The sequence below is a fragment of the Agrobacterium pusense genome, assembly GCF_013285525.1.
GTDB lineage: Bacteria > Pseudomonadota > Alphaproteobacteria > Rhizobiales > Rhizobiaceae > Agrobacterium > Agrobacterium pusense.
In genome coordinates, this window is sequence record NZ_CP053856.1 from 591,266 (window position 1) to 617,924 (window position 26,659).

Here is a 26,659-nt window from a genome sequence, read left to right on the forward strand (position 1 = left end):
CGACTAGAGCCCGCCGCGCTTAAGCCGGATCGGTGGAGCCGCGGCGGGCCTTGAAGAACATCTTCAGCCGCTGGATATCCTCGGCATTCCAGCCCTGCGGCGCCGTCACCTCCGTCCAGGCATCGATGTAATGTTCCGGCGCATAGACATGGCCATATCCGATCGGCGCCGTGGTGGCGGCAGCAACATCGAGGCCGAGCTGCAGCAGGGTGACGACCGGGAACCAGCGGAAGGATGTGGAAACGTCTGGCCCGTGATGCACCATCCATTGCGGCCGCCGGTAAAGCGAGGCGGCTTCGAAGAAGGTGATGGGGTCGCTGGCATATTGCAGATAAACGATCCGCATCGGCCCCCAGGTCGCATCAGGCATATGCGCGGTGGTATATTGGTTGGCGAAGCGGATGACGGAGGAATCGCGGAAACGCGGCAGCCATTCCGGCGTGCCCTTCACCCGGCCATTGGTGGCCATGCGCCATGTCGGGCTGGAGAAAGGAGGGCCGCTCCACAGCGCGCCCTGGAAGGGATCGGAGAGCACATCGTATAGATCGGAGGACTTCTGCGAGTTGAGCGAACCGAGGCTCAAGCCGTGCAGATAAAGCCTCGGCCGCTTTTCCTTCGGCAAGGTGGTCCAGTAGCCATAAACGGCTTCAAACAAAGCGCGCGCCGTCTCGACGCCGTAATCCGGCTCCGTCAACAAGGCTATCCAGCTTGAGAGATAGGAATATTGCACGGCAACGCTGGCGATATCGCCGTCATGCAGATACTCGACGGTATCGAGCGCTTCCGGATCGATCCAGCCGGTGCCGGTGGGGATGACCACCAGGAGCACCTTGCGGTCGAAGCCACCGACACGTTTCAGTTCCTCAAGCGCCAGGGATGCCCTTTCATCCGGGGTCGAGGCGGAGTTCAGGCCTGCATAGACCCGGAGCGGCTCCTTGGCCGGGCGGTGGGTGAAGGCGGAAATGTCTGCGCTACGAGGGCCTTCAGCGACAAATTCGCGGCCGCGACGGCCGAGCGATTCCCATGTCATCAGCGACGCGCTACTGCCGGTCTTGAGCGAATCGGACGGGCGCGGCACATCGGGTTCGATCAGCGCATCCACCTGTTTCAGCGAGGAATCGGCAAATCTGAGGCCGATGTCGAATATCAGCCCGTTGAGCAGCATCCAGGACAGAATGATGGCCGCGGCGATGCCGAGCACATTGGCCAGCCGGCGCGGCAGGAAATGCCGGCTGCGCGTCGCAAAGAAACGGCGGATCAGCTGGAACAGCCGGCCGGCGCCGATGAGAATGGCAGCCACCAGTATGGCGATGGCGCCTGTCTTGGTGGGGTGCGCGCTGGGGAGCGGATCGAGCTCCATCAGCACGCGAATGGAGTTCTGCCAGTCTTTCGCCTGCCACAGAAACGCAATCGCCGTAATCGCGGCGGCAAGCGCAATGAGAAACCGAACGCCGCGGACATTATGACGCGAGGGTTCAGGCAGCTCCAGATAAGCCCAGATCGCATGAAGGGCGACGCCGATCATGTAACCGATCGCGAAAGAAAACCCGCACAGCACACCTTGCATCAGCCATGTTCGCGGCAGGAGCGATGGTGTGAGAGAAGCGCAGAAGAGAACCGTGCCAAAGACGATGCCGGTTGCCGAAAGACCCGCAAACAACCGCTCAACCCATTGTTTTACCAACTTGACTCGTCCCTTCTACTCACCGCCTGATGCTAAGTGTAATATGTGACGGACGAGGGTGCAAATCCCGTGATCAGGATAAAAATCACAGAAATAGGAAAATAATCCTTTACACCGTGACGGTGGTTTGATAGTGTTTGGCTATAGTCGGAGATTTGCGGCTGAACGGCAATGGTTGTCTTTGGGACTGCCCGTAGCGCTTTCTTCACCACCGCGTTCCTGTGCTTGTCACAGTAATGAGGGTGAGCGAGGTGCAAGCAAACTTGCCTTGTTCGCGGGCTCCTCTTTATTTGTTCTTTCTCTCGCAGGCCAATCCCATGACAACGTCCAGCAATTGCGATCCGGCGCTCTACAGCGTCTGGCCGGAAACGCCCGCCTATGCGGCTGACGACATGCCGGAAGCCGCGCCCGAGACGAAGTCGCGGGCCGACAGGCTGGCCGCCGAAGATGCGGCGCGCAACGGCAGCCTGCGGCAATTGCTGAATGAGCTTACGGAGGAGATGCGCGAGCAGTTCTGCCTGTACCGCAATCTCCGCCAAGTGAGCGAAGCGGCATTTCTGGCGACAGCGGAGGATGCTTCGGGCAAGCTCGCGCGCGCCGATGTGAAGGCTGCGACGGACCAGCTGTCGCTGATCGTTCGCACGCTGGAGCGGATCGACGCTTTGCAACGGGTGCTGGCGGAAGAAAGGGAAGCTCTTTTCAGCGAAGACGAAACCGAGGTCGGGGACTACGAAGTGGCGGTGGCGCATTTCCTCAATCGCATCGATGAACTGGCTGAACAGAAATGCCGCGCAAAGATGGCAACCGATCCCGCTTGCAGCCCCTTCGCAGAAACCGACACATGACGGATATGTCGACCGGACCCCATCTGCCGGCGCAGGTCTTCAATCTTCTGCGCGACTGGCGTTTCATCGGCAACCTGCCGCAGCAACCGCCGGAGGGCGACTGGCGGACATGGCTTCTGATCGGTGGACGCGGATCCGGCAAGACCCGCGCCGGGGCGGAGTGGGTTCACGCCGTCGCTTCCGCCGGCAGGCAATCGGATTTGCGCATCGCGCTGGTTGCCGAAACGCTGGGTGATGCCCGGGAGGTGATGATCGACGGCATTTCCGGGATTTGCCGTGTTGCCCGCCGCCATCGTCCCGCCTTCGAGGTGTCGCGTCGGCGGCTGCTTTGGCCCAACGGGGCGATGGCGCAGGTGTTCTCATCGGAAGACCCGGAAAGCCTGCGCGGGCCGCAGTTCCACATGGCCTGGGCGGATGAGCTGGGCAAATGGAAATATCCACAGGAAACCTGGGACATGCTGCAGTTCGGCCTGCGTCTGGGTGAATTGCCACGACAGCTGGTGACGACCACGCCACGGCCCATTCCATTGCTGAAGGCGCTTCTCGCCGATCCTTCGAGCCGGGTGGCCCGGATGCCGACGGCCATGAACGCGCGGAACCTTTCGCCCGGTTTTCTGAAAGCCATGCAGGACCGCTACGGCGGCACACGGCTCGGCCGTCAGGAAATTGGCGGCGAACTGATCGATGAGCGCGAGGGCGCGTTATGGAAACGCGCCGATCTGGAAGCGATCGTTGAGGTTGCGGCTGCGCCGCTTTCGCGGATCGTGGTGTCGGTTGATCCGCCGGCCGGCAGTGGTGAAAATTCCTGCTGCGGCATCGTCGTGGCGGGACTGGGCATGGCCGGGCGTCTCACGGTGCTTGCGGATTGTTCGGTGGAAGGCGAGACGCCGGCCGGCTGGGCTCGCGCCGTCGTCGCCGCCTTCCGCCGCCACGAGGCTGACCGCGTTGTGGCAGAGGTCAATCAGGGCGGCGAGATGGTGCGCGCCATGCTGCAGAGCGTAGACGCCAACCTGCCGCTGACGCTGGTGCGGGCAAGCCGCGGAAAGTTCGCCCGCGCCGAACCGGTCGCCGCGCTCTATGAGCAGGGAAGGGTGCGCCACGCCGCGCGATTTGAAAAGCTGGAGGACCAGATGACGGATTTCGGACCGGAAGGCCTGTCGACCGGGCGCTCGCCGGACAGGCTGGACGCACTCGTCTGGGCGATCACTGCGCTGACGACGATGGTGACCAGCGAACCAAAGGTGCGGGGGATGTGAGACGGTGATTTATTGGCTCCAGGGACCTAGAGCCAATAACGCCTCAAGCGTGCCGCCCGTTTCTTCTTCCGTTGGGCAGAAGGATTGCAGCGCGGGATCAAGAGGCAATGGTCAAAATGTGCCGCGAGAGCATGGATGTCAGCACCTTGCCCCGTCGTCTGACCCTTGGGGCCATCTTCTCCCCAGCGGGGAGAAGAAAAAGTGAAGGACCCGCCCGATTTCGGGCGTCGGGCAAATATTATTTCTTCGGAGATTGCGCCGGCTTCGGCTGGGAGCCGGTTTCACGCATCTGGCGCCACTCGTTTTCGAGACGGTCATAAACGGTCTGGGGGATTGTCGCTGTCATGGTGGCATTCCTCCTTGAATGGTTTACGCTGCAGGATTGCGCGGTAAATGGAGTTAGCGCGCTAAGGTTCCGGAATTCAAGGAATTTTTTACTCCAAAACCCCGGTCGGAGGATTAAAATCGATTAAGGTTTTTTCAAATCGATTTAGTCCTGACGGACGTCAGGGGTCATGAACCCCAAGTCATATCAAGTGTCATATCAGGAGCAGGCCATGGTCTTTGACGAGGCGCGATTCGTCGCGTCGGTGCGGAAATCCCTGTTCGGCGGGCGGCTGCGCACGGCGCAGCTTGCCGGGATGAAGACGATCCTGTCGGGCTTTGCGACGGCGCTGCCCGGCGGCGAACCCCGGTGGCTGGCTTATATGCTGGCGACTGCTTTCCACGAGACCGCGGCAACCATGCAGCCGGTGCGCGAGACTTTGGCGACAACCGATGCCGAAGCGATCGCACGGCTCGACCGCGCCTTTGCCGCCGGCGGTCTGCCGATGGTCCGCAGACCCTACTGGCGGCGTGATGCGGAAGGGAAAAGCTGGCTGGGACGTGGCTTCGTTCAGCTGACCCATCGCCGCAATTATGAGATCATGTCGGTGCTGACCGGGGTGGATCTAACCGGCCACCCCGAGCGCGCCATGGAAGCGGACGTGGCGACGGCTATCCTGATCCAGGGCATGGTGGCCGGCAGCTTCACCGGCAGACGTCTTGCGGATTTCTTCGGTGCAGAGCGCGAAGACTGGGATGCGGCGCGCGCCATCATCAATGGCAGCGACCGGGCCGGCCTGGTGGGCAATTATGGGCGCGCATTTCATCGGGCCCTTCTTGCGGCGCGGATTGAACCGGCGCGGCCCAGGTGATAACCCGTTACGCAGCGCCGAGAAGGCCGCCTTCGAATTTCGCATGACAGGTGACACCGTGATCCGCCATATCGTCTTTTTCACCGTTCCCGAGGAAAACCGCGACGCCGTCCGCAAGGGCCTTTCCGGCCTTACCGCGATTCCGCATGCGCTGAAGCTGGAAATCGGCGAGAATGTGAAGAAGGACCAATGGGGCAATTCCGTCGATTTCATCGTTTATGGCGAGTTCGAAAACGAGGCGGCGCTGGCGGCCTACAAGGCCGATCCCGCCTATGATCTTTCCACCCGCACGGTGAAGCCGCTGCGGGAAACCCGCGTCGCCGCCGATTTCGACAGCGATACGGCAGTAAAAGCACCGATCCGGTAACGGTTCGGTTCAGCTGCGCAAGTGACGGGCATCTGCCCGTCATCTGCCGAGAGCCGGCGAAAAAAATCTTTTTCCGTTTGGGCTTTGAGTCCCGGTATCCCTTATTTCTGTGCCTGTCGCAGGAAACCAGCCGACGCGTGTCTGCGCGACGACAAGACTCTCTTCGGCCCAAAGAGCTGGGCTGGCTGGTTCCCTGTGACAAGCCAGGGATGAGGAACATCACAAACAAGGACACCGTCATGCGATTTCCCTTTTCCCTGCCGCGCAAGCGCCCGGCGGATGGCAGCGCCATGCCCGAAAACCGGAAAATGGCTGGCGGCTTCATGGCCGTGGCCATGCAGGGCGGGCAGGCCTTCTGGTCCGGCCGGTCCTATGCCGCGCTTGCCCGTGAGGGTTTCATGAAGAATCCCGTAGCCCACCGGGCTGCCCGCATGGTGGCGGAAGCGGCCGCGTCGGTGAACTGGCTGCTTTACGACGGCGATGACGAGATAGGCGATCATCCGCTGCTGGCGCTTCTGGCGAGGCCGGGCGCGCACATGGGCGGGCCGGATTTCTTCGAGGCGCTTTATGGCCACCTCATGCTGGCCGGAAACGCCTATGTCGAGCCGCTTGTGATCGGCGGGCGGCTGCGTGAACTGCATCTTCTCCGGCCTGACCGGCTCAGCATTGTCGAAGGGCCGGATGGCTGGCCGGCGGCTTATGATTACCGCGCCGAAGGCCGGGCCACGCGGCGCATCGCCGCCGAGCGGGACGGGCTGGGGCTGCTGCATCTCAAACTGTTCCATCCGCTGGATGACGGGGTGGGGTTCGCTCCGCTCGCCTCAGCCGGCGCGGCGCTTGATCTTCACAACGCGGCCAGCCAGTGGAACAAGCGCCTGCTCGATAATTCCGCCCGGCCTTCCGGAGCGCTGGTCTATCAGCCGCGGGAAGGCGGCAATCTTTCCGCCGAACAATATGAACGGCTGAAGCGCGAGCTGGAGGAGGGCTATCAGGGCGCCATGAATGCCGGCCGGCCGCTGCTTCTGGAGGGCGGGCTGGACTGGAAGGCGATGGGACTATCGCCGCGCGACATGGACTTTCTGGAAGCCCGCAACGGCGCGGCCCGCGATATCGCGCTCTCACTCGGAGTACCGCCAATGCTGATCGGCATTCCCGGCGACAATACCTATGCGAATTACCAGGAAGCAAACCGCGCCTTCTATCGCCTCACCGTGCTGCCGCTCGTCAACCGCACGGCGGCGAGGCTTTGCGGCTGGCTTGCGCCGATCTTCGGCGTGGGCCTGCGACTGGAAGCCGATCTCGACCGGATTGCCGGGCTCGCGGGCGAGCGGGACGCGCTCTGGACACGCATCGGCGCAGCCTCGTTCCTGAGCGACGAGGAAAAACGCGAGGCCGTCGGTTATTGAACGGACGGCGTTTGCTTTCGCTTTGACGGTTCAAGCATTGTCTGAAGAAGCGGATTCTCTTTGTGAGCTCATCCGTCCAAGCGATTCCGAAGATTCGTAAAATCACCCGGTGCAGGCGCGCAGGAAGCGGCTGCGTGCGACGCGGCGCGTCCGCCCGATGACAACATCCTAGAACGGAATGATTACCCATGTCTGAATTCGCCAATGAGGCCGGCATCTGGGCCGCCCGCATCACCGGCGCCGTGGCGGGCGCGGGTGTATCGCTCGTTTATCTCCTGCCGAAAAGCAAACGCGAGGCCGCGAGCCGTTTTATCACCGGGGTCTCCTGCGGCATGATCTTCGGCGGGCCTATCGGCCTGTGGATCGTGCAGCAGCTTGATATTGCCGGCGCGCTTTCGGGTCGCGAAATCATGGTAGCGGGTTCCGCCGCCGCCAGCATGGGGGCCTGGTGGGGGTTGGGCGTGCTGGTGCGCATCGCCGACCGTTACAGCGCCCGCCCGCGCGCCTGATATTCCCCTCACATCGCAGGAGTTAACCATGCACGCCTATCGCGGGCCGCGTCCCGCCACGCGTAAATTCGCCAATCTGGAACTGCGCGGCATTGCCGGCGACGGCACTTTTTCCGGTTACGCCAGCGTCTTTGGCGAGATCGATCTTGGCCGCGATGTGATCGAGCGCGGTGCCTTCCGCCGCTCCATTGAGGAGCGCGGTGCGTCCGGTATCCGCATGCTCTACCAGCACGATCCGGCCCAGCCTATCGGCGCCTGGCGCACCATCCGTGAGGATGAGCGTGGCCTTTATGTCGAGGGTATCCTCACGCCCGGCGTCGCCCGGTCGAGGGAAGTCCATTCGCTGATGAAGACCGGCGCTCTGGACGGGCTGTCCATCGGTTTCCGCACGGTTCGTTCGAGTAGGGAAGGGCGTTCCGGCAAGGCGGCCCGCGCCGGCGTCCGGCGCATTCTGGAGGCCGATCTCTGGGAGATCTCCGTCGTGACTTTTCCGATGCTTCCCTCGGCTCGCGTCTCCGATGTCAAGCATGCCCGCTTCTTCCGCGACCGCGACACCGAACTGGTGCGCAGCATGCGCCGCGCCGCCCGTTCGCTTTTCGATACCGCCTTCAAACGCTGATTTCCGGACAAACCGCAACAAGGAAAACCACATGACAGAGCAGACAACGACACCGGCCCCGATGACGGTTGCGCCGCAGTTGAAGGCCGTCCCCGATACGATGACGGCCGCCTTCGACGAGTTCATGGAGGCCTTCGAAGCCTTCCGTGAGACCAACGATCAGCGGCTTGCCGATATCGAGCGCAAGATGGGGGCTGATGTCGTGACCCGCGACAAGCTCGACCGCATCGACAGGGCGCTCGACGACAACCGCAGGCTCATGGACGATCTGGCTTTGAAGAAGGCGCGGCCCGCGCTCGGCCGGAAGGACGCGCTGTCGCAGGATGCCGAAGAGCACAAGGCCGCTTTCGAGGCCTATATCCGCCGGGGCGAGGAAGCCGCGCTGCGCGATCTCGAGGCAAAGGCCTTTGCCGGCTCGGCCGGGGCGGACGGCGGCTTTCTTCTTCCGACCGAGACGGATGGCGAGATCGGCCGGCGCATGACGGCGATTTCGCCTGTCCGGGCGCTCGCCACGGTGCGACAGGTTTCCGCTGCCGTGCTGAAAAAACCCTTCGCCGCCGGCGGGCTCGCCACCGGCTGGGTTTCGGAAACGGCGGCGCGCCCGGAAACGGCGACGCCGAAACTGTCGGAGCTTTCTTTCCCGACCATGGAGCTTTATGCCATGCCTGCCGCCACCCAGGGCCTGCTGGACGACGCGGCGGTCGATATCGAGGCGTGGATCGCATCCGAGGTGGACATCGCATTCGCCGAAGAGGAGGCGGCGGCTTTCGTTGGCGGTGACGGCATCAACAAGCCCAGAGGGTTCCTCGCCTATACGACCGTTGCCAATAACGACTGGAGCTGGGGCAATATCGGTTATGTCGCGACCGGCGTATCGGCGGGCTTTTCCTCTGCCGGTCCCATGGACGTGCTGCTCGACGCCATCTATGCGTTGAAAGCCGGCCATCGCCAGAACGGCACCTTCCTGATGAACCGCAAGACGCAGGGTGCGCTTCGACGCTTCAAGGACACGACCGGCGCCTATCTTTGGCATCCGCCGGCTGCCGTCGGTCAGCCGGCCTCGCTGATGGGCTTTCCGGTGACGGAAGCCGAGGACATGCCCAATGTGGCGGCCAACAGCTTCGCCATCGCCTTCGGGGATTTCCGCGCCGGTTACCTCATCGTTGACCGAACCGGCGTCCGCATCCTGCGCGATCCCTATTCGGCCAAACCCTATGTGCTTTTCTACACCACCAAACGCGTGGGCGGTGGCGTGCAGAATTTCGAGGCGATCAAGCTGGTGAAGTTCGGGGTGAATTGAATCTCGACGGTGCCGCGCGTTTCTTCTCCCCGCCGATGCCCGACAGGGCAGATGAGGGGGCAAGCTCTCGGTTTACCCCGACCCTTGCCCCCTCAACCCGCTGCCGCGACCTTCTCCCGGCGGGAAGAAGGCGAAAGACGCAGCCGCTCGCCCTAATCTCCGGAGACCCCATGACCTATGCCCTCATCCATCCGCCGCAGGCGGAGCCGTTGACCCTTGCCGACGTCAAGGCGCATCTGCGTCTCGACAGCGGTGACGAGGACACCTTGCTTGCCACGTTGATACGCGCGGCCCGCGAGCATCTGGAACGCACCACCGGGCTGTGCCTCCTGCGCCAGACCTGGCGGCTTTATCTCGATCGGTGGCCCGAAACGGGCGTGATTCTGATTGGCAAGACGCCGGTGCAAGCCATCGAAACGATTCTGGTTTTCGACGGGCAGGGGCGCGTGGCAGACATCACCGCCACCGAAAAGCTGCTCGACGGCGCGGCGCGGCCGGCACGGCTGTGGCTGCGCGAACCGCCGGCCCCGGAACGGGAGCTGAATGGCATCGAGATCGATTTCACCGCCGGTCATGGCGAGGCCGCGACGGATGTGCCCGATACGCTGAAACGCGCCATGCTGATGCATGTGGCGCAGATGTTCGCCTTTCGCGGCGCCGTCGCGCCGGAAAACCAGCCGGCCGCCGTTCCGGCTGGTTATGAGCGGCTGGTGTCTCCTTTCTGCCGTCTGGGGCTTTAGGCCATGAACCTCGTCTTTCTTGATCCTGGCAGGCTGACGGCGCGACTGGAACTGGAAGTGCGGTCGGAGACGCCCGATGGACAGGGCGGCGCCGCCGAAAGCTGGAAGGCCGTGCGCGCGTTGTGGGGCGCCATCGAACCGGTTTCCGAAGCCTCGCACGAGCGGGCTTCGGCCGAGGTGGCGACGATTACCCATCGTGTCTGGCTCGCCTGGCGCAACGACATCGACATCGGCACCGGGATGCGCTTTCGCAAGGGTTCCCGCATCCTCAACATCCGAACGGCGATGGATCCCGATGAAACCCGCCGCTTCATCGTCTGCCGTTGCGAAGAGGAAGACCGATGAGCGCCGCGAACCCGCTTCTTCAGGCGATCGTCGCAAAGCTCGCTGGCGATGCCGAATTGGCAGACCTCAACCCCGGCGGCATCGTCGACCGGCTTCTGACGCGTGGCCTTTTGCCATGTATTGTCTTCGACGAGGTCGAGACCCGCGATTATTCGACGGCGACGGAAAGCGCGGAGGAGCATTTTCTGACGCTGCAAATCTGGGGTGATGCCAATCGCCGCAGATCCACGGGTGAGATCGCCGCAAGGGTAAAAGCGCTGCTTGATGATGCCGCGCTGCCGCTCGTCGGCTTTTCGCTCGTCAACATGCACATGCTGTCCAGCCGCTCCCGCCGTGAGGCGAAGTCACGGAACTTCGTCCTTGAAATGCGGTTCAGGGCGGTAACGGAATGAAGGGCCTTACGCTTTCTGGCCGGCCACGGTTTTCCACAGCAGGATCAGCAGCAGCAGCGAAAGGGTGATCAGGATGGAAGCGATGCCAAGCATCGCCGCCACGCCGCCGCGATCGAGCGCCATGCTGAAAATGACAGGTGCAAAGGCGATGGCGAGATTTTGCGGAAGCGAAATCCGTGCGGCCTGAAGGCCGTATTGCTGCGGAGAAAACACTACAAGTGGCAGAACGGCGCGGCTGACCGTCAGCACACCCGCGCCAAAGCCGAACAGGGCGATGAAGCCGGCAAAGGCTGGTATGGCCGGAGAAAAGACGAGCAGGACCAGAAAGGATGTCAGCAGAAGACAGAGGCCGATCAGGCAGGTGATGAAGGGATTGCCGTGTTTTCCCAGCAGGAAATCTAGCCCGCGCGCGGTAATCGCCAGCACGCTGCGCACCGATGCCAGCTGGATTGCGAGCGCTTGCGATGCGCCTGAATGCACGAGAAGCAAAGGCAGAAGCGGCGAGAAGCCAAAGGCGGTGAAGGCGCTGAGCGTGGTCATTGCCGCCAGAAGCAGGAAGGCGCGCCGCGTATCCACCGGCGAGGCCGGGATTTCGCCAGGATGCGGGCGCTGGCCTGGATTGCCGCCCTTACTCTTCGGAAGAACGAAGAGGTAAAGCGGCAGAAGCAGGAACAGCTGCAGACAGCCGTAGAGGATGAGGGTGCCGCGCCAGCCGAGATGCTGCTCCGCAAAGGCTGTAACGGGCAGGAACACGGCCGCCGAAAGGCCGGTAAAGACCATCAGCAGCGTCAGGGATCGACCGCTTTCCGCCCCGACGCGCTCCACCACGGCGGTGTGTGCCGCCGTTGTCAGCCCGCAGGCGCCGGCAAAGCCCATCACCGCCCAGCCCAGCAGATAGCTTGTCACGCCGCCTGCAAAAGCAAGCAGCGCAAAGCCGCAGGCAAAAAGCAGGGTGCCGCTGACCAGCACCGGCGCTGCGCCGTGGCGCACAAGCATCCGCCCGAGCAGCGGCCCGCAAATCGCACTGATGGTCATCATCACGGTCAGGCCCGCAAAAACGACTTCGTTGGCGATGGCGAGTTCGCTGCCCATTCGTGGACCGAGAATGGCCAGCATGTCGAAACCGGAACCCCAGCTGACGACCTGCCCAAGCGCCAGCACGCCGATAAGGCGTGTACGGAACGTCGGGGAAGCAGCATCGGACATGGCAAGATCGCACAATGCGAGGGCAAGGAACATTTTTGGTCGCAGGCCCGCAACACCCTGCAACCGCAATCGAAACGGAAGGAAACAGGATGGTGGCGCAGAAGGGCAAGGATTTTCTGCTGAAATTCAACAATGCCGGAACATATGTCACTGTTGCCGGGCTCAGAACGCGGCGGCTGGCCTTTAACGCCCAGCGGTGGACGTTACCGATGGGGAAAGCGTCGGGCGCTGGCGCGAGTTGCTGGCGGGTGCCGGCGTGCAAAGGGCCGCGCTGACGGCGTCAGGCATATTCAAGGATGCGGCGAGCGATGCGCTCGTGCGGGGCGCGTTTTTCGCGGGCACCATTCCCGGCTGGCAGATCGTCATACCCGATTTCGGCACGATTATCGGGCCGTTCCAGATCGTGGCGCTGGAGTATTCCGGCCGTCACGATGGCGAAGTGCAATTTGAGATCGCGCTGGAATCGGCCGGTCTTTTGACCTTTGGAGCGCTGTGATGCCGCAAGGGTTGCGTTACGGGCGGGCGAACCGTCATCGCGGCGAGATCGAAGCGCTGTTCGACGGCGAGAGGCGCATATTGTGCCTGACGCTCGGTGCGCTTGCCGAGCTCGAAACCGCCTTCGAAGTCGATGACCTGACAGCGCTCGCCGAACGTTTTGCGAGCGGACGCATGAAGGCCACCGACATGATCCGGGTGATCGGCGCGGGGTTGCGCGGCGCCGGTAATGTTTTTTCGGATGAGGATGTTGCCGGCGCCACGGTGGAGGGTGGCATTGCCGGCCATGCCGCCATCGTCGCCGAACTTCTGACCGCCACCTTCGGCGGTTTGAAAGGGGAGACGCCGCGGGACCCCTGAATGCCGCAGCAGGCGATGCGACGCCGCGCCCCTTTCCCTGGGATGCGGTTCTCCATGCGGGTTTCTGCCTGCTGCGGCTTTCTTCCGAGGTCTTCTGGCGGCTGACGCCCAGAGAGTTTTTCGCCATGACGGGCGGCGTGCGATCCGGTTCACACGGCCCCGATCGACAGGAGATGGAGGCGATGATGCGGCGTTTTCCCGACAGGGACGCATCCGGTCATCGTTTCGCGAAGATGTTTTAATTCAAATACTTGAAGCTCCAGTTTGAATCGGAAAGGCAGGTACGATGGCGGGTGAAGGATCGATCGCGGAAAATCGGGAGGAGGCGGAAGCCCTGTCCGAAGTGATGGGCGATCTCGAACGCCGCTCCGAACGGTTCGGAGTGGCGTTGACGTCTGCACTGCAGGCGGCAACGACAGGCGGCAAAGGGCTGGACGATGTGCTGCGCGGCCTTGGGCAGCGGCTGTCGGGCATCGCGCTTTCCGCCGGGCTCAAACCCTTTGAGGCCATGATTGGCAATGCCGTCGGCGGGTTGTTGAACGGCGGCGGCTCGCTCTTCGCTTTCGCCGATGGCGGGATGCCGGGGCGCAGCGTCACGCCTTTCGCCGAGGGTGGTGTCGTCTCCAGCCCGGCGTTTTTTCCCATGGGCGGCGGGCTTGGCCTGATGGGAGAAGCAGGGGCGGAAGCCATATTGCCTCTGAAGCGCGGCCCGGATGGTGCACTCGGTGTCGCGGCGCCTTCCGCCGGCGGCGGGTCCCAGATCATTTTCAACGTCACGGCGACGGATGCGGCAAGCTTCCGCAAAAGCGAAGGCCAGATTGCCGCAATGCTGGCGCGCAGCGTCGGGCGCGGCCAGCGTGGATTGTAATATGCAGACCTTGTCCCTGTCCCGAACGGCCTGCCGAGCATGGACAAACCGCGAAGGATGAGGGCCTGCGGCCGGCACACCCCGAACAGCGAAATGAATCCAGGAACAACGACATGGTGGCATTTCATGAAGTGCGGTTTCCGCTGCGGCTGGCGCTCGGTGTGAGCGGCGGCCCGGTGAGACGGACCGACATCGTCAATCTTTCCAATGGGCGGGAAAGCCGCAATCAGCGCTGGCGAAATGCCAGGCGTGCCTATGACGCCGGCTCGGGCATCCGCTCGCTCACCGATCTCTATGAGGTGCTGGCCTTTTTCGAAGCACGGCGCGGCGAGCTTTACGGCTTTCGTTTTCGCGATCCCGTGGACTTCAAATCCTGCCCGCCGGGAGACACGCCGGCATCGACCGATCAGAGGATCGGCGTGGGTGATGGCGTCACGGTGCGGTTTCAACTGGTCAAGACCTATGCCGATGCGGGTGGCTTCTTCACCCGCCGGGTGGAAAAGCCTGCCGAGGGCTCCGTCCTCGTATCGGTCGAGGGTGTGCCCGTATCCGCTTCGGATATGTCCTGCGATTACGCGACCGGTATGGTGACATTCGGTTCCGGAAAGGTTCCGCCCGCCGGTTCGGTGGTCCGTGCCGGATATGAATTCGATGTACCGGTACGGTTCGCGACCGACCGCATCGACATCAACCTCACCGCCTTCGAAGCCGGGCGAATTCCCGCCATTCCGCTGATGGAAGTCCTGCCATGAAAACGATTGCTCCCGCCCTTGCCGGGCATCTTGAAAGCGATGCCACGACCACTTGCCATTGCTGGAAAGTGACGTTGAAGGATGGCGCCGAAATCGGCTTCACCGATCATGACGAGGCGCTTTTCTTCGCCGGCACGGCCTTTCTGGCCGCCAGCGGTTTTTCGGCCAGCGATAATGACAGCGAAACCGGGCTCGGCGCCGGCGCAGGTGAAGTGGCAGGCGGTTTTTCCAGCGAGGCGATTTCGGAAGAAGATCTTGCCGCAGGCCGTTTCGACGGAGCGAGAGTGGAGCTTTACCTCGTCAACTGGCAGGCTCCGGAAGAGCATGTGCTTCTCTCCCTGCGCGAGATCGGCGACGTAACCCGGGCGGGCGGGTCCTTTCGCGCCGAGCTGCGCAGTTTCGCCCATCGCCTCAGCCAGCCGCAGGGGCGGGTTTATGGACGGCGCTGCGATGCCGCGCTGGGAGACGCACGCTGCGGCGTGGCTCTGGCGCGGTTCACCGGCAATGGCCGGGTGGTGGCGGTGGACGCGGCCGGCAATCTCGTCGCAACCGGGCTCGATGCTTTCCCGGATGGTTTTTTCAACGGGGGAAAGGTGCGTTTTCTCACCGGTCCGCTTGCCGGGCGCGGGTTCGATCTCGATGGCCATGAGCAGCGCAATGGCGGCGTGCTTCTTTCTTTCTGGCTTCCACCGGATGAGGCGCCGTTGCCGGGAGACAGCTTTTCCGTCACGGCCGGTTGCGACAAGAGCTTCGCCACATGCAGGCATACATTCGCCAATCAGCTGAATTTCAGGGGCTTTCCCCATCTTCCAGGGGCGGATTTCGCCTATTCTTATGCCAGCGGCGGTCACACCCACGACGGCGGGGCCTTGTTCCCATGAGCGAGACGGGAGACAAGGTGCTGGCGCTGGCCGAGCCGTGGATCGGCACACCCTATCGGCATCAGGCGTCGCTAAGGGGCGTTGGCTGCGATTGTCTCGGCCTGATCCGAGGCGTCTGGCGCGAACTCTACGGCAGCGAACCGGAACTTCCGCCGCCCTATGCGCCTGACTGGGCCGAGCGCTGTGGTGAGGACCGGCTGATGGCGGCCGTGCAACGGCATTTTCCCGGCGTTTCGGGCCTGGACGGGGCAAAGCCCGGAGACCTGCTGCTGTTCCGCTGGCGGGCCGATGCGGCGGCCAAACATCTCGGCATCCTCGCGGTATCCCGGCATTTCATCCACGCTTATGAGCAGGCGGCGGTGGTGCGTTCCGCCTTGGTGCCATGCTGGAAACGGCGCATCGCCGGCGTTTTCCGATTTCCCGATCCCTGAGATTTTTTGAGGCAGGCATGGCAACCATACTATTTCAGGCAGCAGGTGCGGCGCTCGGCGGTATTTTCGGGCCCGTGGGAGCGATCATCGGGCGTGCGGCCGGCGCGCTGGCTGGCAACGCCGTGGATCGCGCCTTGCTTTCAGACGGTCGTACCGTGTCCGGGGCACGGCTCTCGACCGCGCGTATTCCCGGTGCGGATGAAGGCGCCGCGATAAACCGGCTTTACGGTACGGCGAGGATCGGCGGCACCCTGATCTGGGCGACACGTTTCGAAGAAAGCCGTGTCGTGCAGAGACGTGGTGGCAAAGGCAACCGCGGCCCAAGGGCGGAGACCTATCGATATTTCGCCAATCTCGCCATCGGTCTCTGCGAGGGGGAGGCGGCCCTCGTGCGGCGCGTCTGGGCCGATGGGCGCGAAATTGACCTGACCGGCATCGAGATGCGCTTTTATCCCGGCAGCGCAACGCAGTTGCCCGATCCGCTGATCGAGGCGAAACAGGGGAGCGGCAATGCTCCCGCCTTTCGCGGCCTCGCTTATGTCGTCATCGAGCGCCTGCCGCTTGAAGCCTATGGCAACCGCATTCCGCTCATGCAGTTCGAGGTGGTGCGGCCGGTCGGCGGGCTGGAGAAGTCGATCCGCGCCGTGACCGTCATTCCGGGCGCAACCGAACATGGTTACGCAACGGTGCCGGTTTCCGAGCATACGGGCATGGGTGAAAGCCGCGTGATGAACCGTAACGGCCTGACGGCCGAGACGGACTGGCGCGCTGCCATCGATGAATTGCAGGCGCTTTGCCCCGCTCTTCAAAGCGTGGCGCTGGTGGTGAGCTGGTTCGGCACGGATATGCGGGCGGGCGAATGCCGCATCCTGCCGGGTGTTGAAGTGGGGGAACGGGAGGGGGAGACGGCGCCGTGGTCCGTTGCCGGCCTCACACGCGCTGGGGCGCACCCGGTCAGCCATCATCATGGCGGTCCCGCCTATGGCGGCACGCCGAATGATGAAGGCGTGCTGCAGGCGATAGCCGACCTCAAGGCGCGGGGCCTGAAGGTCTGCCTTTATCCCTTTGTGATGATGGACGTGCCGGCGGGCAACGGGCTGCCGGATCCCTATGGCAAGGCCGAACAGGACGCTTATGCCTGGCGGGGGCGCATCACCTGCTTTCCCGCACCCGGGAGGCCCGGATCGGCCGATCGTACCGCCGGAGCGCGGCTGGAGATCGATCGTTTCTGTTCCCGCGCCGAGGGCTATCGACGCATGGTGCTGCATTACGCCGACCTTTCGGTAAAAGCGGGAGGCGTCGACGCCTTCCTGATCGGTTCCGAACTGCGGGGGCTGACGGGTTGCGCGACGACAACGGCGCCTTTCCCTTCGTGGAGGCGCTGGTGCGGCTCGCGCGCGATGTACGGGCTGTCGTCGGAAGGGCGACGAAACTAACCTATGCTGCGGACTGGAGCGAATATTTCGGTCACCAGCCGGACGACGGCTCGGGGGACGTGTTCTTCCATCTCGATCCGCTCTGGGCGAGTTCCGACATCGACGCCATTGGCATCGACAATTACATGCCGCTCTCCGACTGGCGCGACGAAGATGCCGCAAACGGCAATCCTGATGGCATGACCGGCCCGGATGACGCTGTGGCCTTCCGCCGCGCCGTTACGGCTGGCGAGGGTTTCGACTGGTTTTATGCAAGCGAAGCCGACCGCACGGCCCGGCGGCGAACCCCCATTGCTGATGGCACAACGACAAAGCCATGGGTATTCCGCTACAAGGACCTTCGAAACTGGTGGGAAAATCTCCATTACGATCGGCCCGGCGGGAAGGAGAGCACCACGCCGACCGTATGGAGGCCGGGCTCGAAGCCCATCTGGTTCACGGAACTCGGCTGCCCGGCGGTGGACAAGAGCGCGACACGCCCCAATGTCTTTCCCGATCCGAAATCGGCGGAAAACGCCTTTCCCCATTTTTCCCGCAAAAGCAGGGCGGACAGCCAGCAGCGGCGTTTTCTGGAGGCGCATCTGGGGCACTGGGAAAATGGCGATGCCGCGATGGTGGATACGAGCCGGATCTATCTGTGGACCTGGGATGCGCGGCCTTTCCCGGCTTTTCCGCAAAACGGTGCGACGTGGAGCGATGGCGGTAACTGGCGTACGGGCCACTGGCTGAACGGCCGGCTGGGAACGGCGACGCTTGCCGACACCATCGCCGCCGTTTTGACGGATCACGGCTTTTCCGCTTTCGACGTCTCCGCCATCAGCGGCGATCTCATCGGTTATGTGCAAGGCGAGGTAACTTCGGCCCGCAGCCTGCTGGAGCCGCTGATCGCGGCATTTCAGCTGGATGTGGCGGAGGACGCCGGTACCCTGCGTTTCCGCTCCCGCAACGGAGCTGTCACGCCCGTTCGGGATATTTCCATTCTCGCCGATCTGGAGGGTGAACCGCTGTGGTCGGAAAATCGCGGCCACGACAGCGATTTCCCCGCGGAAGCCGTTCTGACCTCGTTCAACCCGGCGCTGGACTACGAGCAGGCGAGCGTGCGTTCGCGGCGCGTGGAGAATGCCGGCAGCCGTGTCATGCGGCTCGATCTCAACGCCGCTCTATCTTCGGAAACGGCGCAAGCGGCGATCGAGGCGGCCTTGCGCGACAGCCGCCAGGCACGGCGCAGCCTGCGTTTTGCCCTGCCGCCGGGGCAGATTGCGCTGGAGCCGGGCGACTGCATCCGTCTCTCCACGGATGCCTTTCCGCAGGCGCCCGCAGGTCGGTTCATGGTCAGCCGTATCGAGGATGGCGCGGTGCGGCAGGTGGAAGCGCGGGCCTTTTCCCCGGCCTTGTCAACTTTTGCCGGTGTGGCGGACGAGCGACGTGCCCGTGGCGCAAGCGGCAGCGAGGGTTTCGCGCCGGAAGTACTGTTTCTCGATCTGCCGTATCAGGACGGTGCGGCGGCCGAGCAGTCGGCGCGAGTTGCCGCCTTCTCGAAACCCTGGCGGCACATCGTCGTCTCGGCCTCATCAGGCACGGAAGGATACGGCCAGCGCGTGACGCTCGACCGTCCGGCCAGGATCGCAACGCTGGCAATGCCGCTGAAGCCTGGACCCTCCGGTCGCTTCGACCGTGCAAATACCATCGTGCTCGATCTGCCTTTCGGCGAAGTTGCATCGGCCGAACCGCTTTCGGTGCTGAACGGCGAGAACCGCATCGCCGTGAGGGCGGCGAATGGTGTCTGGGAAATCGTCGCTTTCGCGAAGGCAGAGGAAACCGCGCGGTCGCGCTGGCGGCTTTCTGTTCTCCTGCGCGGCCTTGCCGGCACGGAAGACGCGTTGGCCACCGGTGCGCCGGCAGGGGCGCCGGTGGTTGTTCTGGATGCCGCGGTACAGCCGCTCGGTCTGCTCGCCGGAGAGCGTGGCCGGCGAATGAACTGGATTGTCGAGGCAGCGGAACAGGCCGGCGCGCCGGTCGGGCCTTTCTCCGTCGAGACCGGATTTCGGGCGCTGACGCCGCTTGCGCCGGTGCATCTTGCCGGCCTGCGAAAAACGGATGGCGTTCTCATCAGCTGGAAACGCCGGGGGCGGATGGACGCCGATGGCTGGGACGCAAGCGAGATTCCGCTGGATGAAGCTTTCGAACGTTATCGGGTGGAGGTGCTGGACGGCGACGAGGTGCGGCGTACCGCCGACGTCTCGGAACCCTTCTGGTTTTATCCAGCAACAGCCAAACTCACAGATTTTCCGGCGCTGCGGGATCACATTTCCGTGCGAGTCCGCCAGCTCGGCCGCGCGGTGCCCCTGGGAGTGGCGGCACAGGCCGTTCTCCCGCTTTCATAAATGCCTGAAAACAAAGCAAAGGACGACAAGATGGACAGTACCAAACCGTGGTATCAATCCCGCACGATATGGGGCGCGCTGATTGCGGTCTTCGCCCCGCTTTTCACCATTGCCGGCTTTGATCTGCCCGCCGGACTTCACGGTGAGCTGGCCGACGGCCTGATGACCGTGGCCGGCGGAATTGGCGGTCTCATCGCGCTTTACGGCCGCCTTTCGGCGACCCGTGCGATCCGCTGACCCAGCCCGCGCAAGCGCCGCTCCCGTTCCGTCTTCCCGCTGCGGGGGCGGCATTCATTTGCCATTCAGACGCTTTGCGCTACATATTCGGTCACAATACGGTTCAAGACGCACCCGTTTTTTTGTGGAAGTTTGTAGAATGGCATCACCTCTCATCATCGCGACGCTTGCAGCCGGGCTTTCCGGTTTCACGGCGCCCGAGGCTGATTTGCAGGGCCACTACATTCTCGCTGCCAGCGACTGCGGCGCGGCCGTGGCCCGCGTTGTACGCGAAACCGGCGGCCAACTTCTTTCTGTCTATCCTTCCGGCGACGGTCAGTCCTGTGTCGTCACCGTTCTCGTCCAGGGAAATGGCGAGCGCCCGCGCAAGGTGACGATGCGCGTGCCGATGTAGCTTGCCCGCATCGCCGAAATATCGGAAAACGATCCGAGACATCTAGCATGACCGGCCACGCGCGCGGGCCGGGACACAGGAAAGGGCGGACAATGCGTATTCTCGTTGTTGAGGACGATGCCAATCTCAATCGTCAGCTGACCGATGCTCTCAAGGAGGCCGGTTATGTCGTCGATCAGGCATTCGACGGCGAGGAAGGCCATTATCTCGGTGACACCGAGCCCTATGACGCCATCGTTCTTGATATCGGCCTGCCGCAACTCGATGGCATCACCGTCGTCGAAAAATGGCGCGCGGCCGGAAAGGCCATGCCTGTTCTCATCCTGACCGCCCGCGACCGCTGGAGCGACAAGGTGGCGGGCATCGACGCCGGCGCCGATGACTATGTGACGAAGCCTTTCCATGTCGAGGAAGTTCTTGCCCGCGTGCGCGCGCTCATCCGCCGCGCGGCCGGCCACGCTTCTTCCGAACTCGTCTGCGGCCCGGTCCGGCTCGACACAAAGTCCTCCAAGGCGACCGTCAACGGCACGACGCTGAAACTCACCTCGCACGAGTTCCGGCTCCTGTCCTATCTCATGCATCACATGGGTGAGGTCGTATCGCGCACGGAGCTGGTCGAGCATATGTACGATCAGGATTTCGACCGCGATTCCAACACGATCGAGGTATTTGTCGGACGTCTTCGCAAGAAGCTCGGGGTTGATCTGATCGAGACGATCCGTGGTCTCGGTTACCGGATGCAAGCGCCGGCAGATGCGAAGTAATTCTCTCACCGCCCGCGTCCTGCTGCTCGCCTCGCTCTGGTCGGTGCTGGCGCTGGTGGTGATCGCCGTCGTGATCTCGACGCTTTACCGCCAGGGCGTGGAGCGCAGCTTCACCGATCTTCTCAGGGCACAGCTCTATAACGTCATCAATTCCGTGACGATTTCCAACGAAAATACGTTGGCCGGCAGCCCGCAGCTTGGCGATCTGCGCTTTTCGCAGCCCGATACCGGCTGGTACTGGGTTGTCGAGCCGCTCGGAAATTTCCAGACCGCGCCGCTGGTCTCTTCCTCGCTCGGCGTTTCCACCCTTCCGGTGCCGAGCATTCTCGATGCCCCCTTCGACAACCGCTACGAGCGCTTTTATGCCGTCACCGACGAGGCCGGCAATCAGGTGCGGGTGGCGGAAACCGAAGTCGTGCTGGATGGCGAGGGGCGTGCAGCGCGTTTCCGTGTCTCCGGCAATCTCAATGTCGTGGAAGACGATGTCCGCGACTTTTCCAACAGCCTTTATCTGGCTCTGGCCGTCTTTGGTGTCGGCAGCCTCGTCGTGAACGGTCTTGCCATTCTCTACAGCCTGCGGCCGCTCGATCAGGCCCGCGTCGCGCTTGGTAAAATCCGGGGCGGTGAGGCGGAAAGCCTGGAGGGCGAGTTCCCGCGCGAAATCCAGCCGCTTGCCAATGAGGTCAATGCGCTGATCGACAGCAATCGAAGGCTTGTGGAGCGCGCGCGCATGCAGGTCGGCAATCTCGCCCATTCGCTGAAGACGCCGATTGCCGTTCTCCTGAACGAAGCCCGCACGCTCGATCCCCAGCACGGCGATCTGGTGCGGGCGCAGGCGGACGCCATGCAGGCGCAGGTGCAATCCTATCTCTCCCGCGCCCGCATCGCCGCCCAGCGCGGCTCCATCCTTGCCCGCGTGGAGGCCGAACCGGCGCTGGAACGGCTGGTGCGCGTCATGCGCCGCCTGAACCCCGACAAGCAGTTCGTGCTGAATTTCGAGCAACCCGGCGCGGTACTCGGCATGGAGCAGCAGGATCTGGAAGAGGTCGTCGGCAACCTTCTCGAAAATGCCGCGCGTTTTGCACAGACGCGTGTGGTCATTACGCTGGCGACCGGTACGCACCCATCCTCCGACGCCGAAATCGCCCGTCGCGCCTGGGTGGAGCTGACGGTGGAGGATGATGGGCCGGGACTTGAGCCGGAACAGATCAGCGAAGCGATGAAGCGTGGGCGGCGATTGGATGAGAGCCGCCCCGGCACGGGCCTCGGATTGTCGATCGTTTCAGAGGTGGTGTCAGAGTACCATGGCCGCTTTTCGCTGTCGCGCAGCGCCATCGGCGGGTTGAAGGCAGATCTGATTTTGCCCGGCCTTTCGAAAGAGCTTGCGTGAGCCGAGAAAAAAGGCAAGAAATTCAACGCTGGTATATTGATGCAATGCGGTAGGAAAGAGGACAGGGTTTGGTTGACGTGTATGATGGCTGCCGCTCCGTGACGATGCGTTCGCTGGTGTCACGCCCGGCACTTCTCTCGATCCTGTGCGTTTCCATGCTGAGCGCCTGCACCACCACGGGCACCCGCCCGGCAGGCGGCGGTCTTTTCGGCCGTTCGTCACAGCCCTCCACGCCCTTCCTTGCCAATCTGGAAGGCGGCATTTTCGGGCGAAGCGGCGTGCAGCTTGACAGGGGTGACCAGACAAAGGCGCTGGAGGCAGAATATAAGGCGCTGGAAACGGCCCCGGTCGGCACGCCTGTCACCTGGACGGGCGATGACGCCAAGGGCCAGGTGGTCGCCAATGCGCCCTATCAGGTTGGCAACCAGAACTGCCGGCAATATTCGCACACCCTGACGGTAGACGGACGCGAGACCCGGGCGCGTGGCGCAGCCTGCCGCAATGCCGATGGAAGCTGGTCGCCGCTGACATAACCGGTTTGACGCAAATCAAGGTCACTTGCCCTTTGCGATGACAAGAGAGGCATGGCGGTGCAGCCGGGGGAACGGCCTGCGGTGCGGCGTGATGTCTCAAATTCGCGTCATCCCTGCGCTTCATGTTTCCATGTGCCGCGCATTCGAGTAATTGAGCCTTATGTTCTGGATTGTCGTTGCGATATTGACGGCGGCTGTTGCCATCGTCCTGATGTACCCGCTGATGCGGAAGACCGAGGCGCCGCAGACGCGCCGTGACGGTGAGGTTGCCGTTTATCGTGACCAGCTGGCCGAACTGGACCGCGAGCGCGCCGCCGGCCTGATCGGGCAGACCGAGGCGGATTATGCCCGCGCCGAAATCGGCCGCCGTCTGCTTGCCGCCGCCGAAGCGGAAGAGCAACCCGGCAAGGAAACCCGGCCGCGCCGGCACAATCTCGCCGCCAGCCTGATCACCATTCTGTTGCCGGCGCTGGGTCTCTGTCTCTACATCTGGAACGGCAGTCCGGAGGTGCCGGACATGCCGCTCGAGGCACGCCTTGAAAAGCCCGGCAACGACATGAATCTGCTGGTCGCAAGGGCCGAAAGGCATCTGGCGCAGAACCCGGATGATGGCGCGGGCTGGGACATTCTGGCACCGATCTATTTCAAGATGCAGCGGCTTGGCGACGCCGAGCTCGCCTATCGCAATGCGCTTCGCATTCTGGGCCCGAGCGCCGAACGATTGACGGGCCTTGGCGAAACGCTGGTGGCCGGCAATGACGGTATCGTCATCGAGGCGGCGCGGGATGCATTTGCCGAGGCGGAAAAGCTGAAACCCGGCAACCCGCGTGCCCGCTTCTATCTCGCGCTGTCGCTGGAACAGGCCGGCAAGGCGGAGGATGCACGCGCGGCCTTCACTCAGCTGGCGGCAGACGCCCCGGCTGGCGCGCCATGGCTGCCCCTGGTGCGCGAGCATATTGCCCGGACTGGCGGCGAAACGAAGCCTGCCGCACCCGGCCCGACGGCCGAGGACATGGCGGCGGCAAAAGACATGACGGCGACCGACCGGCAGGCGATGATCGAAGGCATGGTGGCGAGCCTTGACGCCAAGCTGAAGGATAACCCGGCCGATTTCGAAGGGTGGATGCGGCTCGTGCGTGCCTATTCCGTGCTGAAGAACGAAGCCAAGGCCGGAGAGGCGCTGCGGGCGGGGCTGAGAGCTTTTCCGCCGGAGGGTGAGCAGGGCAGGCAGCTTCTGGCGCTGGCGAAGGAACTCGGCGTTTCCGCCGGACCGATCCGCATGAACGGGAAACAGGATGCCGCGCCGCAGGGAGTGACACAATGACCCGCAAACAGAAACGACTCGCGATCATCGGCGGCGGCATGAGCTTCATCGTGGCGGCCGTGCTGCTGGTCATGTTCGCCTTCGGCCAGTCCATCGCCTATTTCTACATGCCGGCCGATCTGGAAAAAACGCCCGTCAACCCCGGCACGCGCATCCGCCTTGGCGGGCTGGTGGCGGAAGGGTCGATCAAGCGCGGCGAGGGCCGCACGGTGAGCTTCACGGTGACGGACGGCGAAGCGACCGTGCCGGTCAGCTATACCGGCATCCTGCCCGATCTCTTCCGCGAAGGGCAGGGCGTGGTGACCGAAGGCATGTTCGATGCCGCGACCCACGGTTTCGTGGCCGACAGCGTGCTTGCCAAACACGACGAGAACTACATGCCGAAGGAAGTTGCCGACCGGCTGAAGGACAAGGGTCTGTGGCAGCAAGGCGCAGAGGGAGAGAAACCCGCGGCCGCAACGCCGGCCGCCGGCACGGCTTCGACTGACAAGACCGGAGCAACCAAATGATCAATGAGATCGGCCATTACGTTCTGGTCCTGGCGCTTGGCGTGGGGCTAATCGTGTCCACGCTGCCAGTCATCGGCGCGCGCCGCAACGACCGGGCGCTGATGGACATCGCTTCGCTCGGCTCGGTGCTGATGTTCCTGCTCGTTGGTTTGTCCTTTGCGGCGCTGACGCGGGCCTATGCCGTCTCGGATTTTTCCGTGCGCAACGTCTGGGAAAACTCCCATTCGCTGATGCCGATGATCTACAAGCTGACCGGTGTATGGGGCAATCACGAAGGCTCCATGCTGCTTTGGCTGCTCATCCTCGTGTTTTTCAGCGCGCTCGTCGCCACCTTCGGCCGCAACCTGCCGGAAACGCTCAAAGCCAATGTTCTTGCCGTGCAGGCATGGATTTCCGTCGCCTTCCTGCTGTTCATCCTGCTCACCTCCAATCCGTTTCTGCGGCTGGAGCCGGTGCCGGCCGAAGGGCAGGATCTGAACCCCATCCTTCAGGATTTCGGCCTCGCCATTCATCCTCCGCTGCTTTACCTCGGTTATGTCGGCTTTTCCGTCTGCTTCTCCTTCGCCGTTGCCGCATTGCTGGAAGGCCGTATCGATGCCGCCTGGGCGCGGTGGGTGCGGCCATGGACGCTCGCCGCCTGGACCTTCCTGACCGCCGGCATCTCCATGGGTTCCTACTGGGCCTATTACGAACTCGGCTGGGGCGGCTGGTGGTTCTGGGACCCGGTGGAAAACGCCTCCTTCATGCCGTGGCTTGCCGGCACCGCGCTGCTGCATTCGGCGCTGGTCATGGAAAAGCGCGAGGCGCTGAAAATCTGGACCGTGCTTCTGGCGATCATGACCTTTTCACTCTCGCTGCTCGGCACCTTCCTCGTTCGCTCCGGTGTTCTCACCTCCGTGCATGCCTTCGCCACCGATCCGAGCCGCGGCATCTTCATTCTCGGCATTCTGACCGTCTTCATCGGCGGCGCCTTCGCGCTCTTTGCATGGCGTGCGCCGTCGCTCAAAGCCGGCGGGCTATTTGCGCCGATTTCGCGTGAGGGATCGCTGGTTCTCAACAACCTGATCCTGACGGTCTCCACCGCGACCGTGCTGATCGGCACGCTCTATCCGCTCATTCTGGAAACGCTGACAGGCGAAAAAATCTCGGTCGGTGCGCCTTTCTTCAATCTCACCTTCGGCCTCCTGATGATCCCGATCCTGATCGTCACCCCGTTTGGGCCGATGCTCGCCTGGAAACGCGGCGATCTCCTGGGCGCATTCCAGCGGCTCTATGTGGCGGCAGCGCTTGCCGCTCTGGCGGGACTGACGCTCTGGTACATTGAAAATGGCGGCCCGGTACTGGCCGCACTCGGCATCGCTGCCGGTTTCTGGCTGATCCTCGGCGCATTTGCCGATCTCTGGTATCGCGCCAATTTCGGCAAGCTCGCTTTCGGTATTGCGTTTCGCCGCCTCAAAGGCCTGCCGCGCTCGGCCTTCGGCACGGCGCTGGCGCATATGGGTCTTGGAATCACCGTTCTCGGCATCGTCATCGTCACCACCTATGAGACCGAGACCGTGCTGGAAATGAAAGAGGGCATGGCGGCGGAAGCGGGCGGCTACAGCCTGACCTTCGACGGCATCCGCCACGCCGTCGGACCGAACTTCACCGAGGATCGCGGCCATTTCACCGTACGCAAGGCAGGCGTGGAAGTTGCGGATGTCTGGTCGTCCAAGCGGCTTTACACGGCCCGGCGCATGCCGACGACGGAAGCCGGCATCCTGACCTTCGGTCTCAGCCAGCTCTATGTCTCGCTTGGTGACCCCATGGCCGATGGCGGCATGGTGGTGCGCATCTGGTGGAAACCCTTCATCCTGTGCATCTGGGGCGGCACGCTGTTCATGATGGCGGGCGGGTTCATTTCTCTCTCGGACAGGCGATTGAGAGTGGGGGCGCCGAATCGCAAGGCGAAGCCGGCGCAGGCTGCAATGCCGGAGGCGGCGGAATGAGTGTGGAGCGTGCGGCAGGTTTCTTCTCCCCCACGGGAAGAAGTGCCG

27 protein-coding genes and 2 pseudogenes are annotated in these 26,659 nt (G+C 63.2%); 27 read left to right on the top strand and 2 right to left on the bottom strand.

Annotation, left to right across the window (positions count from 1 at the left end):
* Window positions 1-19 precede the first annotated feature (19 nt).
* Window positions 20-1,660, bottom strand: coding sequence for an alpha/beta hydrolase (locus HQN82_RS02900; RefSeq protein WP_173614992.1), 1,641 nt, complete (start codon window positions 1,658-1,660; stop codon window positions 20-22).
* 341 nt (window positions 1,661-2,001) lie between these two features.
* Here HQN82_RS02900 and HQN82_RS02905 point away from each other — a divergent pair, with 341 nt between their 5' ends.
* The 11 genes from HQN82_RS02905 (at window position 2,002) to HQN82_RS02955 (ending at window position 10,659) form a co-directional block, all read left to right on the top strand.
* Window positions 2,002-2,529, top strand: a complete 528-nt coding sequence (locus tag HQN82_RS02905) for a hypothetical protein (RefSeq protein ID WP_173614533.1) — start codon at window positions 2,002-2,004, stop codon at window positions 2,527-2,529.
* Complete coding sequence (locus HQN82_RS02910) at window positions 2,526-3,785, top strand: DNA-packaging protein (RefSeq protein WP_173614534.1); 1,260 nt, start codon at window positions 2,526-2,528, stop codon at window positions 3,783-3,785. Before HQN82_RS02905 ends, HQN82_RS02910 begins: the two co-directional genes overlap by 4 nt.
* A gap of 557 nt (window positions 3,786-4,342) precedes the next feature.
* Window positions 4,343-4,981 (top strand): lysozyme family protein, encoded by a 639-nt coding sequence (locus tag HQN82_RS02915; protein ID WP_112766950.1) that lies wholly within the window; start codon window positions 4,343-4,345, stop codon window positions 4,979-4,981.
* Between the two features lie 58 nt (window positions 4,982-5,039).
* Window positions 5,040-5,348, top strand: coding sequence for a Dabb family protein (locus tag HQN82_RS02920; protein WP_006700091.1), 309 nt, complete (start codon window positions 5,040-5,042; stop codon window positions 5,346-5,348).
* Window positions 5,349-5,587: 239 nt separating this feature from the next.
* Window positions 5,588-6,754, top strand: coding sequence for a phage portal protein (locus HQN82_RS02925; RefSeq protein WP_173614535.1), 1,167 nt, complete (start codon window positions 5,588-5,590; stop codon window positions 6,752-6,754).
* A gap of 188 nt (window positions 6,755-6,942) precedes the next feature.
* On the top strand, window positions 6,943-7,263 hold the full coding sequence (locus HQN82_RS02930; protein WP_003509186.1) for a DUF6107 family protein: 321 nt from the start codon (window positions 6,943-6,945) through the stop codon (window positions 7,261-7,263).
* 28 nt (window positions 7,264-7,291) lie between these two features.
* Complete coding sequence (locus HQN82_RS02935) at window positions 7,292-7,882, top strand: HK97 family phage prohead protease (protein ID WP_045532421.1); 591 nt, start codon at window positions 7,292-7,294, stop codon at window positions 7,880-7,882.
* Window positions 7,883-7,913: 31 nt separating this feature from the next.
* On the top strand, window positions 7,914-9,182 hold the full coding sequence (locus HQN82_RS02940; protein ID WP_173614536.1) for a phage major capsid protein: 1,269 nt from the start codon (window positions 7,914-7,916) through the stop codon (window positions 9,180-9,182).
* Between the two features lie 170 nt (window positions 9,183-9,352).
* Window positions 9,353-9,922, top strand: coding sequence for a head-tail connector protein (locus HQN82_RS02945; RefSeq protein ID WP_035210200.1), 570 nt, complete (start codon window positions 9,353-9,355; stop codon window positions 9,920-9,922).
* A gap of 3 nt (window positions 9,923-9,925) precedes the next feature.
* Complete coding sequence (locus HQN82_RS02950; RefSeq protein WP_112766952.1) at window positions 9,926-10,267, top strand: phage head closure protein; 342 nt, start codon at window positions 9,926-9,928, stop codon at window positions 10,265-10,267.
* Window positions 10,264-10,659 carry a DUF3168 domain-containing protein gene (locus tag HQN82_RS02955; protein ID WP_004440751.1) on the top strand — a complete coding sequence of 132 codons (396 nt, stop codon included), beginning with the start codon at window positions 10,264-10,266 and terminating at the stop codon, window positions 10,657-10,659. Before HQN82_RS02950 ends, HQN82_RS02955 begins: the two co-directional genes overlap by 4 nt.
* A 6-nt stretch (window positions 10,660-10,665) precedes the next feature.
* Here HQN82_RS02955 and HQN82_RS02960 read toward each other — a convergent pair whose 3' ends face one another.
* Entirely contained in the window at window positions 10,666-11,865 is a 1,200-nt protein-coding gene (locus HQN82_RS02960; protein WP_173614993.1) for an MFS transporter, read from the bottom strand.
* An 89-nt stretch (window positions 11,866-11,954) separates the two neighbouring features.
* Here HQN82_RS02960 and HQN82_RS02965 point away from each other — a divergent pair.
* The 16 genes and pseudogenes from HQN82_RS02965 (at window position 11,955) to HQN82_RS03040 (ending at window position 26,611) form a co-directional block, all read left to right on the top strand.
* Window positions 11,955-12,361, top strand: a pseudogene (locus tag HQN82_RS02965) (phage major tail protein, TP901-1 family).
* Complete coding sequence (locus HQN82_RS02970; protein WP_006700098.1) at window positions 12,361-12,720, top strand: gene transfer agent family protein; 360 nt, start codon at window positions 12,361-12,363, stop codon at window positions 12,718-12,720. Before HQN82_RS02965 ends, HQN82_RS02970 begins: the two are co-directional and overlap by 1 nt.
* Window positions 12,717-12,962, top strand: coding sequence for a rcc01693 family protein (locus HQN82_RS02975; protein ID WP_112766954.1), 246 nt, complete (start codon window positions 12,717-12,719; stop codon window positions 12,960-12,962). Before HQN82_RS02970 ends, HQN82_RS02975 begins: the two co-directional genes overlap by 4 nt.
* Before the next feature lie 44 nt (window positions 12,963-13,006).
* Complete coding sequence (locus tag HQN82_RS02980; RefSeq protein ID WP_112766955.1) at window positions 13,007-13,588, top strand: phage tail tape measure protein; 582 nt, start codon at window positions 13,007-13,009, stop codon at window positions 13,586-13,588.
* Between the two features lie 113 nt (window positions 13,589-13,701).
* The gene (locus HQN82_RS02985) at window positions 13,702-14,340 is read left to right on the top strand and encodes a TIGR02217 family protein (RefSeq protein WP_112766956.1); all 639 of its coding nucleotides are present in this window, start codon (window positions 13,702-13,704) and stop codon (window positions 14,338-14,340) included.
* Window positions 14,337-15,221, top strand: a complete 885-nt coding sequence (locus HQN82_RS02990) for a DUF2163 domain-containing protein (protein WP_112766957.1) — start codon at window positions 14,337-14,339, stop codon at window positions 15,219-15,221. The genes HQN82_RS02985 and HQN82_RS02990 overlap by 4 nt, the downstream gene beginning before the upstream one ends.
* A complete protein-coding gene (locus HQN82_RS02995) occupies window positions 15,218-15,652 on the top strand; it encodes an NlpC/P60 family protein (protein ID WP_173614537.1) in 435 nt (144 codons plus the stop codon). Before HQN82_RS02990 ends, HQN82_RS02995 begins: the two co-directional genes overlap by 4 nt.
* A 17-nt stretch (window positions 15,653-15,669) precedes the next feature.
* Window positions 15,670-19,472: pseudogene (locus HQN82_RS03000) on the top strand (baseplate multidomain protein megatron).
* 30 nt (window positions 19,473-19,502) lie between these two features.
* A complete protein-coding gene (locus HQN82_RS03005; RefSeq protein WP_004440775.1) occupies window positions 19,503-19,709 on the top strand; it encodes a hypothetical protein in 207 nt (68 codons plus the stop codon).
* Between the two features lie 139 nt (window positions 19,710-19,848).
* Window positions 19,849-20,103 (top strand): hypothetical protein, encoded by a 255-nt coding sequence (locus tag HQN82_RS03010; protein ID WP_003497070.1) that lies wholly within the window; start codon window positions 19,849-19,851, stop codon window positions 20,101-20,103.
* 92 nt (window positions 20,104-20,195) lie between these two features.
* Window positions 20,196-20,867: a response regulator transcription factor gene (locus HQN82_RS03015; protein ID WP_003509815.1), complete on the top strand. Its 672-nt coding sequence runs from the start codon at window positions 20,196-20,198 to the stop codon at window positions 20,865-20,867.
* Entirely contained in the window at window positions 20,857-22,257 is a 1,401-nt protein-coding gene (locus HQN82_RS03020; RefSeq protein WP_004440792.1) for a sensor histidine kinase, read from the top strand. The genes HQN82_RS03015 and HQN82_RS03020 overlap by 11 nt, the downstream gene beginning before the upstream one ends.
* Before the next feature lie 104 nt (window positions 22,258-22,361).
* Window positions 22,362-22,790 (top strand): hypothetical protein, encoded by a 429-nt coding sequence (locus tag HQN82_RS03025; RefSeq protein WP_173614994.1) that lies wholly within the window; start codon window positions 22,362-22,364, stop codon window positions 22,788-22,790.
* Between the two features lie 160 nt (window positions 22,791-22,950).
* Complete coding sequence (ccmI, locus tag HQN82_RS03030; protein ID WP_173614995.1) at window positions 22,951-24,114, top strand: c-type cytochrome biogenesis protein CcmI; 1,164 nt, start codon at window positions 22,951-22,953, stop codon at window positions 24,112-24,114.
* The gene (gene ccmE, locus HQN82_RS03035) at window positions 24,111-24,623 is read left to right on the top strand and encodes a cytochrome c maturation protein CcmE (RefSeq protein WP_004440798.1); all 513 of its coding nucleotides are present in this window, start codon (window positions 24,111-24,113) and stop codon (window positions 24,621-24,623) included. The genes ccmI and ccmE overlap by 4 nt, the downstream gene beginning before the upstream one ends.
* Window positions 24,620-26,611, top strand: coding sequence for a heme lyase CcmF/NrfE family subunit (locus HQN82_RS03040; protein WP_037091527.1), 1,992 nt, complete (start codon window positions 24,620-24,622; stop codon window positions 26,609-26,611). Before ccmE ends, HQN82_RS03040 begins: the two co-directional genes overlap by 4 nt.
* Window positions 26,612-26,659 lie beyond the last annotated feature (48 nt).

Coding starts and splice junctions, on each gene's coding strand:
- ccmI (WP_173614995.1), top strand. CDS start 22,951: ATGTTCTGGATTGTCGTTGCGATATTGACGGCGGCTGTTGCCATCGTC.
- HQN82_RS02915 (WP_112766950.1), top strand. CDS start 4,343: ATGGTCTTTGACGAGGCGCGATTCGTCGCGTCGGTGCGGAAATCCCTG.
- HQN82_RS02985 (WP_112766956.1), top strand. CDS start 13,702: ATGGTGGCATTTCATGAAGTGCGGTTTCCGCTGCGGCTGGCGCTCGGT.
- ccmE (WP_004440798.1), top strand. CDS start 24,111: ATGACCCGCAAACAGAAACGACTCGCGATCATCGGCGGCGGCATGAGC.
- HQN82_RS02980 (WP_112766955.1), top strand. CDS start 13,007: ATGGCGGGTGAAGGATCGATCGCGGAAAATCGGGAGGAGGCGGAAGCC.
- HQN82_RS02960 (WP_173614993.1), bottom strand. CDS start 11,865: ATGTCCGATGCTGCTTCCCCGACGTTCCGTACACGCCTTATCGGCGTG.
- HQN82_RS02905 (WP_173614533.1), top strand. CDS start 2,002: ATGACAACGTCCAGCAATTGCGATCCGGCGCTCTACAGCGTCTGGCCG.
- HQN82_RS03020 (WP_004440792.1), top strand. CDS start 20,857: ATGCGAAGTAATTCTCTCACCGCCCGCGTCCTGCTGCTCGCCTCGCTC.
- HQN82_RS03040 (WP_037091527.1), top strand. CDS start 24,620: ATGATCAATGAGATCGGCCATTACGTTCTGGTCCTGGCGCTTGGCGTG.
- HQN82_RS02925 (WP_173614535.1), top strand. CDS start 5,588: ATGCGATTTCCCTTTTCCCTGCCGCGCAAGCGCCCGGCGGATGGCAGC.
- HQN82_RS02955 (WP_004440751.1), top strand. CDS start 10,264: ATGAGCGCCGCGAACCCGCTTCTTCAGGCGATCGTCGCAAAGCTCGCT.
- HQN82_RS02970 (WP_006700098.1), top strand. CDS start 12,361: ATGCCGCAAGGGTTGCGTTACGGGCGGGCGAACCGTCATCGCGGCGAG.
- HQN82_RS02930 (WP_003509186.1), top strand. CDS start 6,943: ATGTCTGAATTCGCCAATGAGGCCGGCATCTGGGCCGCCCGCATCACC.
- HQN82_RS02945 (WP_035210200.1), top strand. CDS start 9,353: ATGACCTATGCCCTCATCCATCCGCCGCAGGCGGAGCCGTTGACCCTT.
- HQN82_RS03010 (WP_003497070.1), top strand. CDS start 19,849: ATGGCATCACCTCTCATCATCGCGACGCTTGCAGCCGGGCTTTCCGGT.
- HQN82_RS02910 (WP_173614534.1), top strand. CDS start 2,526: ATGACGGATATGTCGACCGGACCCCATCTGCCGGCGCAGGTCTTCAAT.
- HQN82_RS03005 (WP_004440775.1), top strand. CDS start 19,503: ATGGACAGTACCAAACCGTGGTATCAATCCCGCACGATATGGGGCGCG.
- HQN82_RS02950 (WP_112766952.1), top strand. CDS start 9,926: ATGAACCTCGTCTTTCTTGATCCTGGCAGGCTGACGGCGCGACTGGAA.
- HQN82_RS02990 (WP_112766957.1), top strand. CDS start 14,337: ATGAAAACGATTGCTCCCGCCCTTGCCGGGCATCTTGAAAGCGATGCC.
- HQN82_RS03015 (WP_003509815.1), top strand. CDS start 20,196: ATGCGTATTCTCGTTGTTGAGGACGATGCCAATCTCAATCGTCAGCTG.
- HQN82_RS02935 (WP_045532421.1), top strand. CDS start 7,292: ATGCACGCCTATCGCGGGCCGCGTCCCGCCACGCGTAAATTCGCCAAT.
- HQN82_RS03025 (WP_173614994.1), top strand. CDS start 22,362: ATGCGTTCGCTGGTGTCACGCCCGGCACTTCTCTCGATCCTGTGCGTT.
- HQN82_RS02995 (WP_173614537.1), top strand. CDS start 15,218: ATGAGCGAGACGGGAGACAAGGTGCTGGCGCTGGCCGAGCCGTGGATC.
- HQN82_RS02940 (WP_173614536.1), top strand. CDS start 7,914: ATGACAGAGCAGACAACGACACCGGCCCCGATGACGGTTGCGCCGCAG.